The sequence below is a fragment of the Cyanobium sp. LEGE 06113 genome (assembly GCF_015207615.1).
This window is the reverse complement of the sequence record NZ_JADEWM010000003.1, coordinates 268809-282748: the sequence shown is the minus strand read 5'-3', so window position 1 is coordinate 282748 and position 13940 is coordinate 268809. Positions and strand designations below refer to the sequence as shown.

Below are 13940 nucleotides of genomic sequence, written 5' to 3'. Positions count from 1 at the left end.
CCTAGAGGGCCCCGGCGGCGGTGCGGTCGAGCACCCCGCCGAGGTGGGGGGTGAGGTTCAGGGCGGCCACCATGGGCAGCTCCTGGGCTCCGTGGGGATAGTCGATCACGGTGACGCCGCCGTTGCCCTGCTTGATGGCCCAGATGTCAGCGGGCTTCAGCCCCAGCAGGCCACAGAGGATGGTCTTGTTGACGGCGTCATGGGCCACCACCAGCGCCGTCTCGTCGGGGCCCAGGCTGGCCACGATCCGCGCCCAGGCGGCCAGGGAGCGATCCCACACCTGCTGGAGCGTCTCCCCTTCGGGCATCTGCACGGTCTGGGGGGCCCGCTTCCAGTCAGCAAGGAGCTCTGGCCAGCCGGCCTGGATCTCAGGCTCCAGCTGGCCCTCCCAGAGCCCATGGCCGATCTCCACCAGGCCGCTGCAGGTGGTGAGCGGCACGCCGGGGTGGGAGGCCAGGATCGCTTCGGCGGTCTGGCGGGGCCGCGACAGGCCACTGCTGTAGGCCCGCTGAATGCTGATCGGCCCCAGGAAGCCGCCAGCCGCCTCCGCCTGGGCCAGGCCATGGGCATTGAGGGGGATGTCGATCTGGCCCTGGAACCGGCCCTGGCGGTTCCAGTCGGTTTCGCCGTGGCGCACCAGCAGCAAGCGGGGGCCCGATCCCTTCTTGGGCAGGGGCTCCCCGAGGTGGGCGGTTCCGTTCAGCGACTCCAACTGCACGGCCGGATCCGCACTGAGTTCGGGGCCGCCGGGGTTCGCGCCGCCTGGGGAGGGGCTGAGGTTGGGGCTGAGGTTGAGCACCGAGATCGAGCCGTTATCGATGCGCAGACGGCGAAAATCCGAGGCGTCGAGCTGCAGCAGGCGCAGCACCAGGCAGCGCAGAATCGCGTTGTGGGCCACCACCAGCACGCTGGCATCGGCTGCAGCGGCCTGGAGCCCCGACGGCTGAGGCTCCGCGTCAATCGCGGCGCCATGGCGCTGGAGCAGCCCCGTCAGGAAGCGATCGGCCTGCTGCATCAGCTCGGGAAGCGGCTGATAGTGGCGGCCATCGGCATGCTGGAGCGTCAGGGTGTGGGGCGCCTCCCGCCACAGCCGCTCCCCGTCGGGAAAGCGCTGGCCCAGCTCCTCACGGGTGACGCCGCTCCAGGGGGAGAGATCGATCTCGACCAGGTCGTCATCGTGGATCGCTTCCAGCCCCTGGCCATGGGCCTGGAGCAGGCTGGCGGCGGTGTGGCTGGCCCGGCGCAACGGCGAGGCGTAGGCCGCGCTGAAGGCCACCGCTCGCAGGGCCTCTCCAGCGCGGCGGGCCTGGTCGTGCCCCTCCGGCGTGAGCGTGGACAGATCGTCCCGTCCCTGGATGCGCCGCTCGGCGTTGAAGCTGCTGAGGCCGTGGCGAACCAACACGATCCGTAGGGCCACCGGCGCTCTGGCTGCTGGCGCCATCGTATGGGAGCACTGTGGAGGCCCCTGGCCGGGCCGCAGGGATCAGCCCCAGGCTGGCGTGCGGTCTGCGCCGGCAGCAGCGGCCCAGGGCGCGCAAGGACAGAATCGGGCCATCACCTTCCCTCCGCAGGACGCCAGCTTGAACGCCCGAGCTCGAGAACGCCAGCCTGGAAATCGCTTCTGGCCCTGCTCTGCCTGGTGATCACAGGCCTGCTCTGGCTGAACGGCCTCCTGCTCAGCCTGGAGAAACCCACCGTCACCGGGGCCCTGGACCAGCGGCAGCTGGAACTGCGGGCCCTGGCCATGCCTGCAGCGCCCCCCTCGCTGCAGCCCCTGCTCACCGGGGTCGATCCACTCGAGGAGCTGCGCCAGTCACTGCTCGCTCAGGACGATGCCGATCCGGGCCCAGGCCAGGGCGAGCCCCTGCTGCAGCTCGCCCTGCTGCAACAGCGCCAGGGCCAGGACATCAAGGCCAGCCAGCTGCGGGATCGCCTGCAGGAGCAGATCCCCAGCGACCAGAGAGCCCTGGTGACGGCCCTGGAGCGGGGACAGCGGCTGGAGCGCTCCCAGCTGGACACCCTGCAACAGCCCTGGAGCCTGCGGCCGCTCACCCAGAGACTGCTCTGTGAGGGGCTGAGCCAGGACCCCCAGGGGTGCGGCACCAGCACCGCAGCGCAACAGGCCGTGTGGCGGCTGGTGGGGGTGAGCTGGGCCCCGGGGCTGCTGCTCCTGCTGGGCGTGGGGCTGCTGCTGCGCCAGATCTGGCAACAGTGGCGGGGCCAGGCCCCGGCGGCACCGCGGCTGGAGGGGCCGCCCCTGGATCTGGTGGATGTGACCCTGCTGATCGCCGGCGGTTTCGTGGTGCTGGGGGAACTCACCGTGCCCCTGCTGCTGAGCCCGGCCCTGGGTGCCCTGCTGAGCCCCCTCAACGGCGAACCTGCCCTGCAGCAGGGCCTGCAGGTGCTGCTGCTCTATCTGGGCCTGATGCTGGCGCCCCTCACCATTCTCTGGGTCCAGATGCGAGGCCGCGCCAGCGAGCACATGGGGGAGGGCGAACCGACAGCCGGGCTGCAGTGGCACTGGCGCCCCTTCGGCAGCAGCGCCCTGCAGGCGCTGCAGGTGATGCTGATGCTGCTGCCGATGGTGGCCCTGGTGGGCTGGATCACAGACCGGATCGCCGGCGACCAGGGCGGCAGCAACCCTCTGCTGGAGCTGGTGCTGACCACCGGACAGCCCCTGGCCCTGGCCTGTTTCGCGCTGACAGCGGTGCTGCTGGCTCCCCTTTTTGAGGAAACCCTGTTCCGTGGTGTGCTGCTTCCGGTGCTGGGTCAGCGCGTCGGCCCGGGCCTGGCGGTGCTGCTCAGTGCCCTGATCTTCGCGGCCGCCCATCTCAGCCTCAACGAGCTGGCCCCGCTGATGGTGCTGGGGCTGGGGCTCGGCTGGCTGCGGCTGCGCAGCGGCCGGCTCGGCAGCTGCGTGCTGGTGCACGCGCTGTGGAATGGGTTCACCTTCGCCAATCTGCTGTTGCTGGCCGGATAGAAGCCTTGCTGAGGCCGCGGCGGGGTGGTTCACTTGCGCAGAGTTCCGCAGCATCCGTGGTCGCCTCGTTCGTCCCCCGGCAGGCCTCCACCCGCCAGCCCCTTGAGGGCCCCACTTCCGTGTTTCCTGCCCCTGCCACCCGGGCCACGGGAAACCGTCGCGCTGTCGACGGCGCCCCGCTCCAACTGATCCAGGGCTCGCTTTCGGGTCAGAAGGTGGCCCGGCGCGCCCCCTGGCTGGCTGGATTGCATCGGGTGGCCGATGGTGCCCTGGTCGGCCTGGGGCTCTGCATGCTGGGGCTCAGTGGCCTCACCCTGCACTGGCAGAACCACTGGGGGCAGAGCTATCAGGCCCTGGAAGCGGCCCAGGTGCTGGAGCACCGGCTGCAGGAGTCGGCTGCCCTGCTGGAGCAGCACCACCTCAGTGCCGTGGGTAAACCCGGCCGGCTCGTGCCCACCGCCAGCCACCAGCTGATCCACCTGCCCATGGCCAAAGGCCAGCCGCCCCACCCCGCCGAGCCCCTGCTCAGCAGCCTCGAGATCCGCCGGATCCCTGCCGGCTACTGAGTCCTACGGCCGCAGCCCACCCCCCGGCCCTCCCCAGCCATGGCGCAGCAAGCCCCTCCCCACACCCCCCGCCTGCCCCGCACCGCCAGGCCGGGCCGCCCTGGCCGCTCCGAGCGGGTGGTGGCCATGCAGCCCCTGCCGACGCACCGCCTGCTGCTGGTCTATGGCCTGCTGGCCACGGCCCTGGTCGGTCTTGGAGCGCGGCTGGCCTGGCTGCAGGTGATCGACACCCAGAACCTCCAGAACCGGGCCCGGGCAATCCAGACCCAGTCGGTGGCGCCGCTCGGCAAGCGGCGCACGATCGTGGATCGCAACGGCCGCCTGGTGGCCCTCGATGAGCAGCGCTTCACCCTCTGGGCCCACCCGCGCTACTTCAACTTTCCCGGCGACGATCCCCAGAAGCTGCGCCGACCCGACGAGGTGGCCAGCCGTCTCGGCGCGGTGCTGGCCCAGCCCAGCGAGACCCTGCTGCAGAGAATGGCGGGTCGCCCCAGCGGCGTGAAACTCGGCACCGACATCGATCCCGAAACCGCCGACCGCATCCGCCGGCTCAACATCAGCGGCATCGATCTTGAGGCCTACCCCCAGCGGGTGTATCCCCAGGGCAGCCTGTTCGCCAATGTGGTGGGCTTCCTCAACCTGGAGCGGGTGCCCCAGGCAGGGCTCGAGCAGAGCCGCAACAGCGACCTGCAGCGCAACGAGACCACCCTGCGCATGCGCCGCGGCGCCGACGGCACCCCGCTTCCGGAGGGCATGGCCGCCGGCTCGCTCTATGGCGACGACCTCAGGCTGCAGCTCACCCTCGACGCCCGCCTGCAGCAGGTGACCCAGAAGGCCCTGCACGACCAGGTGAAGAAGTGGAAGGCCAAGCGCGGCGCGGCTCTGGTGATGGACGTGCGCAACGGCGAGATGCTGGCGCTGGCCTCGGTGCCCACCTACGACCCCAACCGTTTCTGGAGTTTCAATCCGGGCCTGTTCCGTGAATGGTCCGTGCAGGACCTCTACGAGCCGGGCTCCACCTTCAAGCCGATCAACCTGGCTCTCGCCCTGCAGGAAAAGGCCATCCAGGCCGACGGCAAGGTGTTTGATAACGGCTCCCTGAGCATCGGCGGCTGGCCGATCTTCAACCACAACCGCCAGGGCAACGGCCTGATCGACTTCCCCACGGTGCTGGAGGCCTCCAGCAACGTGGCGATGGTGAAGGCCATGGGCAAGGTGAAGCGGGAGCGCTTCTGGCAGTGGCTGAGCACGATCGGTATCGACGAGCGCCCCGACACCGACCTGCCCGGGGCCGTGGCTGGCGAACTCAAGGACCGCAAGACCTTCGTGAGCCACCCGATCGAACCCGCCGTGGCGGCCTTCGGCCAGGGCTTCTCGCTCACGCCTCTGAAGCTGGCCCAGCTGCACGCCATGCTCGCCAACGGCGGCCGCCTGGTGAGCCCCCACATCACCCGGGGCCTGCGCTCGGGAGACGCCCTGGCTCCGGCCCCCGGCGGCGGGGGCCTGCAGGTGCTGGATCCGGAGGTCACCAAAGTGGTGATGGGCTGGATGGAAACCGTGGTGGCCAACAGCAAGAGCCTGGGCATCCACATTCCCGGCTACCGGATCGGCGGCAAGACGGGCACCGCCCAGAAGGCCGAGCGCGGCGTGTACATCCCTGGAGCCTGATCACCAGCTTCGTGGGCCATCTGCCGATCGACGATCCCCGCTATGTGGTGCTGGTGGTGGTGGATGAGCCCAAGGGCGGCAACACCTACGGCTCCACCGTGGCGGCGCCGGTGGCCCGCAAGATCATCGACGCCCTGCTGGTGCTGGAGCAACTGCCCCCCTCCGATCCCAAGGCCCTGGGCGTCAGTCGAAGCAAGGCGGCCAACCCTTCCGCGGGCTGAGCGGGCCCCGCTGTGTGGCCATTCGCGCAAGGAGCAAGGGCCTTGAGGGGCGGCAGCGGCGTTCTGGCTAGCGTGACCAGGCACCGGCACCCCACCAGGCATGGCCAATCTGCTCGACCAACTGTCCGCCATGACCGTGGTGGTCGCGGACACCGGCGACATCGAGGCCATCCAGCAGTTCACGCCCCGCGACACCACCACCAACCCCTCCCTGATCCTGGCGGCGGCCCAGATCCCGGCCTACCAGGAGCTGATCGACCGATCCCTGCGGGAGTCGAGAGCGGTGATGGGAGCCGAGGCCGGCGCCGATGCGGTGGTGCGCGAAGCTCTCGATGAGATCTGCGTCACCTTCGGCAAGGAGATCCTCAAGATCGTGCCGGGCCGCGTGTCCACCGAGGTGGATGCGCGGCTCAGCTACGACACCGAAGCCACGATCGCCAAGGCCCGGCGGCTGATCGAGCTCTACGCCGAAGCCGGCATCGGCAAGGACCGGGTGCTGATCAAGGTGGCCTCCACCTGGGAGGGCATCCGGGCCGCCGAGGCGCTGGAGCAGGAGGGCATCCACTGCAACCTCACCCTGCTGTTCTCCTTTGCCCAGGCCGTGGCCTGCGCCGAGGCCGGCGTCACCCTGATCTCCCCCTTCGTGGGCCGCATCCTCGACTGGTACAAGAAGAGCACCGGCCGCGACAGCTATCCCGGCCCCGAGGATCCGGGCGTGGTGTCGGTGACGGAGATCTTCAACTACTACAAGACCTACGGCTACAAGACCGAGGTGATGGGGGCCAGCTTCCGCAACACCGAGGAGATCATCGAACTGGCCGGCTGCGACCTGCTCACCATTTCCCCAGCCCTGCTGGCCCAGCTGCGTGGCACCCAGGGGGCCCTGGAGCGCAAGCTCAACGCCTTTGACCCGGCCCCGACCCGCCCCCAGATTCATCTCGACGAGGCTGCCTACCGGGCCATGCTGGCCGAGGACCCCATGGCCACCGAGAAGCTCGATGAGGGGATCGGCGGCTTCATCAAGGCCATCGAAACCCTGGAGGCCCAGCTGGCGCATCGGCTGGGGGAACTTGAGGGAGGCGCCGCCTTCGGCCATGCGGTCCACGAGATCTTCCTGCTCAACGACCTTGACGGCGACGGCTGCATCACCCGCGAGGAGTGGCTCGGCAGTGACGCCGTCTTCGACGCCCTCGACACCGACAAGGACGGCCGGCTGGCGCCTGAGGATGTGCGCGGCGGTCTCGGGGCGGCCCTGGCCCTGGCCGGTCGCTGAGCCGCAGCCCCACCGCCGCGGTGCAGACTGTCAGCCCTGCCCCATTGAGTCGGCTGCGTGAACGCCCTCCGCACCATGCGCGCCCTCGCCAGCACAGGCGAGGTGGTCAGCGTTGAACCCGGTGCCCTGATCTTCGGCTCGGGAGAATCCGGCGACTGCATGTTCGGCCTGCTCGAGGGCCGGGTGGAACTCACCTGGAACGGTGACCAGGGCCATGAACAGATCAACGCCGGCGATGTGTTCGGCGCAGGAGCCTGGTCACCAGTGAGCACCGCCGCTACGGCAATGCCCGGGCCCTCACCCCCTGCCGGCTGCTGGTGATGAACCGCGAGAAGTTCCTGTTCGCCGTTCAGGAATCACCGATGTTCGCCATCGAACTGCTGGGCTCGATCGACAAGCGCCTGCGCCAGCTCAAGGACTGCACCCGCATCTGAGTGCGCCGGCTTCAGCCGTTGCGCAGCAGCAGCCGGCGGATCACCCGCTGGGCGATGTCGCCATAGCCCATCTCCCCGGAGAGAATCTGGGCGATGCGCCGCGGCGCCGTGGGGCGCTTGATGCCCAGCTGATAACCCACCCGGGGCACCCGGTAGAACACCTGGGCCATGCGCCGGCCCCAGGCCATCGACTCGCCCCACTCCCGCCGCATCGTGGCGCTGTAGGCCGCCAGCGCCCCGGCCTCACCGCCCAGCCAGCGATCGATGGCGAAGGCGGCCTGGCAGCCACTGAGCAGGGCCGGTCGCAGGCCCTCGGCCAGGAAGGGATCGCACAGGGAGGCCGCATCACCGGCCAGCACCACCCCATCGCCATGCAGGGCGTGGTGGCCATCCCAGAGCCGCAGCTGGCCGGCGCTGCGCACCCCGGCCCCGGGGGCAAAACCGAGGCTGGGCAGCAGGCGCGTCAGCACGGCTTCGGCCGCCACCGGGTCGCGGCCCACAAAGGTGCCGAGGCCGATGCTGTAGCCACCCTGGCGCGGGAAAGCCCAGCAGAAGCCCTGGCGCACCAGGCCGAAATCAAAACGGGCCGCCGCCGGGTCGCTCACCTCGCCCTCCAGTTCCACCGACACGGTGGAGGCGAAGCGGGGCCGCCGCGGGCCAAGGCCCAGGGGGCCCGCCAGCCGGGAGCCGGAACCATCCGCCACCACCACGGCCCTGGCCTGCAGGCCCTGCGGCGTCCCATCAGGGCCCTGCACCTCCACTCGCCAGCCGCCCGCAACGGGCCTGAGGGAGCGCACCTCGGTGCTGGGCTGAAAGTCCACGCCGGCCGCCACACCCTGTTCGGCGAGGAAGGCATCCAGGCGGGAGCGGCGCACGATCCAGAAGGGGGCCTCCCCAGGCAACTCCGCCAGCACCGGATCCTGCAGGGCCCAGGTGAACCGCACCCGCTCAACCACGGTGTCGACGGCGGGGCGCAGATCGAAGGGAAACCAGCGCTGCACGGAGGCCGCCATGCCGCCGCCACAGGGCTTGCTGCGCGGGAAGGCAGCAGCGTCGAGAAGCAGCACCTCGCGGCCGAGCCGGGCCAGGTGGAAGGCCGCCGCCGCGCCGGCGGCACCGGCACCCACCACGATCACCTCGGGCCTGCAGCCCGCCAGCTCACTCACGGGGGAGCGCTCACACCTTGAGAATCTCGGCTTCCTTTTCGGCCAGGTGCTTGTCCAGCTCAGCGATGAACCGGTCGGTGAGCTTCTGCACCTTGTCCTGCTCGTCGCGGCTCTGATCTTCGGAGAGCTCGCCGTCCTTCTCCTGCTTCTTGATCCGGTCGATGCCGTCGCGCCGATTATTGCGCAGGGCAACCTTGCCCTCCTCGGCATACTTGGACGCGATCTTGCAGAGCTCCTTGCGCCGGTCTTCGGTGAGGGGAGGGATGTTGATGCGGATCAACCGGCCGTCGTTGTTGCAGGTGAGGCCGAGGTCGCTCATGGCGATCGCCTTTTCGATCAGCCCCATGGCGCCCATGTCGAAGGGCTGGATCTGAATCGTCTGGGAGTCGGGCGTGGAGAGGCTGGCCAGGGATTTGAGCGGCGTTTCAGCGCCGTAATACTCCACGCTGATCTTGTCGAGCAGTGAGGGGTTGGCCCTGCCGGTGCGGATGGTGTTGAAGTTGCGCAGGGCGGCATCCACCGATTTGCGCATGCTGGCTTCGAGGTCCATGGCGGGTGGTGCGGGGGCAGGGCGAAGAAAGGGAGGGCAGGTGCTGCCGAATGGCCGGGGCTTTCGGACTCGCTGATCGGGAACCGTGGGGAGAGTACTCACGGCTGCGGGCGGGCGCCTCAGGCGGGATGGATGCGGGTGCCGATCGGCTCGCCGGCCACGGCTCGGCCGATGTTGCCGGGCCCGAACAGGTCAAACACCACGATCGGGATGGCGTTGTCCTTGCAGAGGGCGATCGCCGCGCCATCCATCACCTCCAGCTCACTGCTGAGCACCTCCAGGAAGGAGAGGCTCTCAAAGCGGCGGGCATCGGCATGCTTGGCCGGGTCCTTGTCGTACACGCCGTCCACCTTGGTGGCCTTGAACACCACATCGGCACTGATCTCAGCGGCCCGCAGGGCGGCGGTGGTGTCGGTGGTGAAAAAGGGATTGCCGGTGCCGGCCGCAAAGATCACCACCCGCCCCTTCTCCATGTGGCGGATGGCGCGGCGGCGGATGTAGGGCTCCGCCACGGCCTGCATCGAGATCGCGCTCTGCACCCGGGTGGGCACCCCGGCCCGTTCGAGGCCGTCCTGCAGGGTGATGGCATTCATCACGGTGGCCAGCATGCCCACGTAGTCGGCGGTGGCCCGGTCCATGCCGGCGGCACTGCCCTTGAGGCCACGGAAGATGTTGCCGCCGCCCACCACGATCGCCAGCTGGGTGCCGTCGGCCACACAGGCCGCCACATCGGAGGCGATCGCCTTCACGATCTCCGGATCGATGCCGTAGCCCTGCTCTCCCATCAGCGCCTCACCGCTGAGTTTGAGGAGCACCCGCTGATAACCCATCGACACCACGGATTTGCCGCACCGTAGCAATGGCCCTGCTGTCGGCCCCGTCTCTGCCCTCGGCGGCGGCCAGGCTTGCCAGCCGCCAGGCCCGGCGCTTCACTGCTGCAAAGCAGCACAGCCATGGCTCCCCCGCCGAAGCCGCCCACGGTGCGGTCCTGTCAGCTGATGGCCCGGCTGACCCTCTCGGCCCTGGGTCGCGCCGCAGAGCAGCCCGGCGTCTGGAGCGAACCTGCTGTGCACCGGGCCGTGCTGATCAGCGGCCTCTCGGTGCTGGTGAGTGGCCTGGCCCAGCTGCAGGACGACCTGGGCTGATCGGGCAGCTTCGGTGCAGGTTTTCAGTATTCGATGCCGGCCTGGGCCTTGACGCCCTGCTCCCGGAACGGATGGCGCACCAGGGTCATCTCGGTGACGAGATCGGCCCGCTCCAGCAGCTGCGGCGGGGCGCCGCGTCCGGTGAGGGCAACGTGGGTGAGGGGCGGCCGCAGGGCCAGGCCCTCCAGCAACTGCTCCACCGCCAGGTAGCCCAGCTTGAGGGCCACGTTCACCTCATCCAGCACCACCAGCTTGCGCTCCGGGTCAGCGAGGTAGGCGCAGGAGCGCTCCCAGGCCTGCTGCACCAGGGCGCGGTCGCGCTCGCGGTCCTGGGTTTCCCAGGTGAAACCCTCACCCAGGGCATGCCAGTGCAGCGCCTCTCCGAACACGGCCAGGGCCCTGGCCTCCCCGGGCTGCCAGCCGCCCTTGATGAACTGCACCACCGCCACCTTCTCGTCGTGGCCCAGGGTGCGCAGCACCAGGCCCAGGGCCGCCGTGGTCTTGCCCTTGCCCTGGCCGGTGAACACCAGCACCAGCCCCTTCTCCAGGGAGCGCTCCCCCACCCGCTGCTGCTGCACCTCCTTGCGGCGGGCCATGCGGCGCTGATAGCCCTCCCGATCAGGCTCTGGAGCGAGGGCGCCGCCGGGGCCGAGGTCCTGGGCGATCTGATCGAGGCTGGAATCAGGCATCGGGGGGAGAGGGGAACGGGGAGACGGCGCCGGCTCACTCTGACCTGCCCCGGGCCAGGGCCGCGTCGACGGCCTGCTGCTGGTCGCGGCGGGTGATCCAGTGGTGGTAGGTGCGGGTGTGGATCGCCACGGAGTGGCCCATCATGCGGGCCGCCACCGTGTCGGGCAGGCCGATGTGGATCGTGCGCACGGCCCAGGCGTGGCGCAGGTCGTAGGGGGTGATCGGCAGCCCGTAACGCCGGAACTGCTCCGCCACCCGGCGGCCCACCTGCTGCAGGGTGGTGCGGCTCAGGTTGGTGGTCACCGGCGGCAGGGCGGCGGCGCCGCCGGCGATGGCCGCCAGGCCGAAGTGATCCACCCAGTGCGGCTGAAACGGCCACACCTGGTGTTCTCCGGTCTTGCTGGTGGGCAGCACCCGGATCACCCGGTCAGCCCCCGGGGCCAGGGCCGAAAGATCAGCGAAGAACGCCTCGTGGTTGCGCAGGCCGTAGGTGGCCAGCAGCCCGTACACCAGCCGCCAGCCGGGGTTGGGGATCTGCTCCACCAGCGCCAGGATCTCGGCGTCGCTGGGCAGCTGGCGGAAGCGGGCCAGATGCAGCCCGTAGCCGCTGGCCTGGGCGGCCCACTCCGGCGGCAGCACCAGCTGGCACTCGCGGGCCAGGGCGGCCAGGGCTGTGCCGCACTGCTGACGGCTGCGGCTACCCGGCGGGTAGCTCTCGAGGGTGCGCAACAGCAGGTTCTCGCCACCTGGGCCCGACTGCTCTGCGCTGAGCCGCAGCAGGCGGCGCAGATAGGGGCGGTAGGCGGCACTCCAGGTGGTGCGACTGCCAGCCGGGTTGAGCTGCCGGCGCGGATCGGCGAAGAAGGCGAGCTTGAAGGCCTGCACCTGGGCCCGCCAGCTGCCGGCATCCCCAGGGGCCGGACTGGGGGCCGCCGCGGCGGCATGGGTGGAAGGGATGATCGACGACACCGCCTGGCGCCGGCTCCAGCGGGCCCAGTCGAAGCGGCCCAGCTCCAGCTGGCGCTGCACCTCCCGCAGGGTCTCGAGAGCCTCCGCCACGCCAGCCGCCGTGGCGGGCAGGGCCAGGCTCAGCCGCTGCACCCGCCAGGCCCCGGCCCCGCTGCGGCAGGGCAGGGGGCCCCGCAGGCTGAGCTTGCCGCCGCGCATCTCCAGCCGCAGCCTGAGGCCGGCGGCCGCCAGACGCCGGTTGTGCTGCTGGATCAGCCTGGCTGTGGCGGCGGTGGAATCCACCCCAGCCAGGGCCCCGGAGGTGCCCATGGCAGGGCTCACGGCAGCAGCTGATCGGGGCGCGATGGCTCCGGTGCGTAATGCGCCGACCTTATCGATCGTCGTCGTGCACCGCTAGGGCCCGGCCTGCAGCGTTACGCTCACGGCCAACACGCCGAACGGAACAGAAGGCATGGCCAAGGTTGGCGTGCTGCTGCTGAACCTCGGGGGTCCCGAGCGGATCCAGGACGTGGGGCCGTTTCTCTACAACCTCTTCTCCGACCCGGAGATCATCCGGCTGCCCAATCCCGCCCTGCAGAAGCCCCTGGCCTGGCTGATCAGCAGCCTGCGGGCCGGCAAGTCCCAGGAGGCCTACCGCTCGATCGGCGGGGGTTCACCGCTGCGCCGCATCACCGAGCAGCAGGCGCGGGAGCTGCAGAGCAGCCTGCGGCAGCGGGGCATCGAGGCCACCAGCTACGTGGCGATGCGCTACTGGCACCCGTTCACCGAGTCGGCCGTGGCCGACATCAAGGCCGACGGCGTCGATGAGGTGGTGGTGCTGCCCCTCTACCCCCACTTCTCGATCAGCACCAGCGGCTCCAGCTTCCGGGAGCTCAAACGCCTGCGCCAGGCCGACCCCGGCTTCGAACGGCTGCCGATCCGCTGCATCCGCAGCTACTACGACGACCCCGGCTACATCAGCGCCATGGCGGGCTTGATCGCCAGGGAGATCGAGCAGTGCCCTGACCCGGCCACGGCCCATGTGTTCTTCAGCGCCCATGGCGTGCCGAAGAGCTACGTGGCCGAGGCCGGCGACCCCTACCAGCGGGAGATCGAAACCTGCGCCGAGCTGATCATGGCCAGGCTGAAAGCTGATCTGGGCCACTCCAACCCCTCCACCCTGGCCTACCAGAGCCGGGTGGGCCCGGTGGAGTGGCTGCGGCCCTACACCGACGAGGCCCTCGAAGACCTCGGCGCCCAGGGCGTGAAGGACCTGGTGGTGGTGCCGATCAGCTTCGTGAGCGAGCACATCGAGACGCTCGAAGAGATCGACATCGAATACCGCGAGATCGCCACGGAGGCAGGCATCACCAACTTCCGGCGGGTGCCGGCCCTGGACACCACGCCGGCCTTCATCACCGGCCTCGCCGACCTGGTGCAGCACGCCCTGGAGGGACCGGAAGTGAACCTGGATCAGGCCGCCGCCCTGCCCACCAAGGTGAAGCTCTATCCCCAGGACAAGTGGGCCTGGGGCTGGAACAACAGTTCCGAAGTGTGGAACGGCAGGCTGGCCATGGTGGGCTTCTCCGCCTTCCTGCTGGAACTGCTCAGTGGACGAGGACCGCTCCATGCCCTTGGGCTGCTCTGAAGGCATGGCCGTGCTCAGGGCCGCAGGGAGGGCAGTGACGCCGGCACGCCTGCTGCTGGCCTCCCTGGTGCTGACGCCCCTGCTGGCCGGCCCACCCTCCGCCCGTGCCGAAAGCTGGCGGCTCGGGGCCTTCCCCGTGGCCAGCTTCGCCGGCTTCACCAGCGCTTTCGGCATGCGCGTGCACCCGATCGGGGGCGACGTGCGCCCCCACTACGGTCTGGACATCGCCGCTCCCCTGGGCTCCCCGGTGCGCAGCTGGTGGGGCGGCGTGGTGCAGGAGGTGATCAACGACGGAGGCTGCGGCGTGGGGCTGGTGATCCGCTCCGGGGCCTACGAGCACATCTATTGCCACCTGGCGGGCCGGGGCTCAGCAGGTGTCTACCGCAGCGGCGCGGTGCAGCTCAGGGTGGGCCAGGGCGTGCGCACCGCCCAGCTGATCGGCCATGTGGGGATGAGCGGCAGCACCACCGGCCCCCACCTGCACTGGGGGTTGCGCCAAGGCGGGCGCTGGATCGATCCGGCCCAGGTACTGCGGGCCATGGCCCAGGCCAGACAAGCTCCAAAAACCGCTCCAGCGCCTAGGGTTGCTGGTGTCCGATAGTGGCCCCATTGGTGGGCCTGCTGCAGCCGTGACGCTTACGCCCCTCGCCT

General features: G+C 70.0%; 12 protein-coding genes and 2 pseudogenes. 8 read left to right on the top strand and 6 right to left on the bottom strand.

Features of this window, described 5'->3' with window-relative positions; genetic code table 11:
- Position 1 precedes the first annotated feature (1 nt).
- Positions 2 to 1417, bottom strand: coding sequence for a histidine phosphatase family protein (locus tag IQ220_RS07575; RefSeq protein ID WP_370566377.1), 1416 nt, complete (start codon positions 1415 to 1417; stop codon positions 2 to 4).
- Positions 1418 to 1639: 222 nt separating this feature from the next.
- Here IQ220_RS07575 and IQ220_RS07570 point away from each other — a divergent pair, with 222 nt between their 5' ends.
- The 5 genes and pseudogenes from IQ220_RS07570 to IQ220_RS07550 all read left to right on the top strand — a co-directional run bounded on the left by IQ220_RS07570 (position 1640) and on the right by IQ220_RS07550 (position 7142).
- Positions 1640 to 2980 (top strand): lysostaphin resistance A-like protein, encoded by a 1341-nt coding sequence (locus IQ220_RS07570; protein ID WP_370566376.1) that lies wholly within the window; start codon positions 1640 to 1642, stop codon positions 2978 to 2980.
- Positions 2981 to 3036: 56 nt separating this feature from the next.
- On the top strand, positions 3037 to 3546 hold the full coding sequence (locus tag IQ220_RS07565) for a hypothetical protein (RefSeq protein WP_186696598.1): 510 nt from the start codon (positions 3037 to 3039) through the stop codon (positions 3544 to 3546).
- Positions 3547 to 3585: 39 nt separating this feature from the next.
- A pseudogene (locus IQ220_RS07560) lies at positions 3586 to 5435 on the top strand (peptidoglycan D,D-transpeptidase FtsI family protein).
- Positions 5436 to 5535: 100 nt separating this feature from the next.
- Positions 5536 to 6708, top strand: a complete 1173-nt coding sequence (locus IQ220_RS07555; protein ID WP_193914070.1) for a transaldolase — start codon at positions 5536 to 5538, stop codon at positions 6706 to 6708.
- A gap of 57 nt (positions 6709 to 6765) precedes the next feature.
- A pseudogene (locus tag IQ220_RS07550) lies at positions 6766 to 7142 on the top strand (Crp/Fnr family transcriptional regulator).
- Between the two features lie 11 nt (positions 7143 to 7153).
- On the opposite strand, the gene IQ220_RS07545 reads toward IQ220_RS07550, so the two are convergent.
- The 3 genes from IQ220_RS07545 to pyrH all read right to left on the bottom strand — a co-directional run bounded on the left by IQ220_RS07545 (position 7154) and on the right by pyrH (position 9688).
- Complete coding sequence (locus tag IQ220_RS07545) at positions 7154 to 8308, bottom strand: NAD(P)/FAD-dependent oxidoreductase (protein ID WP_193914068.1); 1155 nt, start codon at positions 8306 to 8308, stop codon at positions 7154 to 7156.
- A 10-nt stretch (positions 8309 to 8318) separates the two neighbouring features.
- Positions 8319 to 8858 (bottom strand): ribosome recycling factor, encoded by a 540-nt coding sequence (frr, locus tag IQ220_RS07540; protein ID WP_186696603.1) that lies wholly within the window; start codon positions 8856 to 8858, stop codon positions 8319 to 8321.
- A 119-nt stretch (positions 8859 to 8977) separates the two neighbouring features.
- A complete protein-coding gene (gene pyrH / locus IQ220_RS07535; protein ID WP_186700482.1) occupies positions 8978 to 9688 on the bottom strand; it encodes a UMP kinase in 711 nt (236 codons plus the stop codon).
- Positions 9689 to 9811: 123 nt separating this feature from the next.
- Here pyrH and IQ220_RS07530 point away from each other — a divergent pair, with 123 nt between their 5' ends.
- Positions 9812 to 10003, top strand: coding sequence for a hypothetical protein (locus tag IQ220_RS07530; protein ID WP_193914066.1), 192 nt, complete (start codon positions 9812 to 9814; stop codon positions 10001 to 10003).
- Positions 10004 to 10026: 23 nt separating this feature from the next.
- Here the strand turns inward: IQ220_RS07530 and cobO are convergent, their stop codons facing one another.
- Positions 10027 to 10692, bottom strand: a complete 666-nt coding sequence (gene cobO / locus IQ220_RS07525; RefSeq protein WP_193814478.1) for a cob(I)yrinic acid a,c-diamide adenosyltransferase — start codon at positions 10690 to 10692, stop codon at positions 10027 to 10029.
- Positions 10693 to 10726: 34 nt separating this feature from the next.
- Positions 10727 to 11971, bottom strand: coding sequence for a site-specific integrase (locus IQ220_RS07520; protein WP_193914064.1), 1245 nt, complete (start codon positions 11969 to 11971; stop codon positions 10727 to 10729).
- Positions 11972 to 12113: 142 nt separating this feature from the next.
- Here IQ220_RS07520 and hemH point away from each other — a divergent pair, with 142 nt between their 5' ends.
- Both hemH and IQ220_RS07510 read left to right on the top strand, forming a co-directional pair.
- Entirely contained in the window at positions 12114 to 13289 is a 1176-nt protein-coding gene (gene hemH, locus IQ220_RS07515) for a ferrochelatase (protein WP_186696606.1), read from the top strand.
- Positions 13276 to 13890 carry a M23 family metallopeptidase gene (locus tag IQ220_RS07510; RefSeq protein WP_228008977.1) on the top strand — a complete coding sequence of 205 codons (615 nt, stop codon included), beginning with the start codon at positions 13276 to 13278 and terminating at the stop codon, positions 13888 to 13890. Before hemH ends, IQ220_RS07510 begins: the two co-directional genes overlap by 14 nt.
- Positions 13891 to 13940 lie beyond the last annotated feature (50 nt).

What these genes read in the sequence shown, in the direction of transcription:
- frr (WP_186696603.1), bottom strand. Translation starts at nt 8,858, where the DNA reads ATGGACCTCGAAGCCAGCATGCGCAAATCGGTGGATGCCGCCCTGCGC.
- hemH (WP_186696606.1), top strand. Translation starts at nt 12,114, where the DNA reads ATGGCCAAGGTTGGCGTGCTGCTGCTGAACCTCGGGGGTCCCGAGCGG.
- IQ220_RS07555 (WP_193914070.1), top strand. Translation starts at nt 5,536, where the DNA reads ATGGCCAATCTGCTCGACCAACTGTCCGCCATGACCGTGGTGGTCGCG.
- pyrH (WP_186700482.1), bottom strand. Translation starts at nt 9,688, where the DNA reads ATGGGTTATCAGCGGGTGCTCCTCAAACTCAGCGGTGAGGCGCTGATG.
- IQ220_RS07530 (WP_193914066.1), top strand. Translation starts at nt 9,812, where the DNA reads ATGGCTCCCCCGCCGAAGCCGCCCACGGTGCGGTCCTGTCAGCTGATG.
- IQ220_RS07520 (WP_193914064.1), bottom strand. Translation starts at nt 11,971, where the DNA reads ATGGGCACCTCCGGGGCCCTGGCTGGGGTGGATTCCACCGCCGCCACA.
- cobO (WP_193814478.1), bottom strand. Translation starts at nt 10,692, where the DNA reads ATGCCTGATTCCAGCCTCGATCAGATCGCCCAGGACCTCGGCCCCGGC.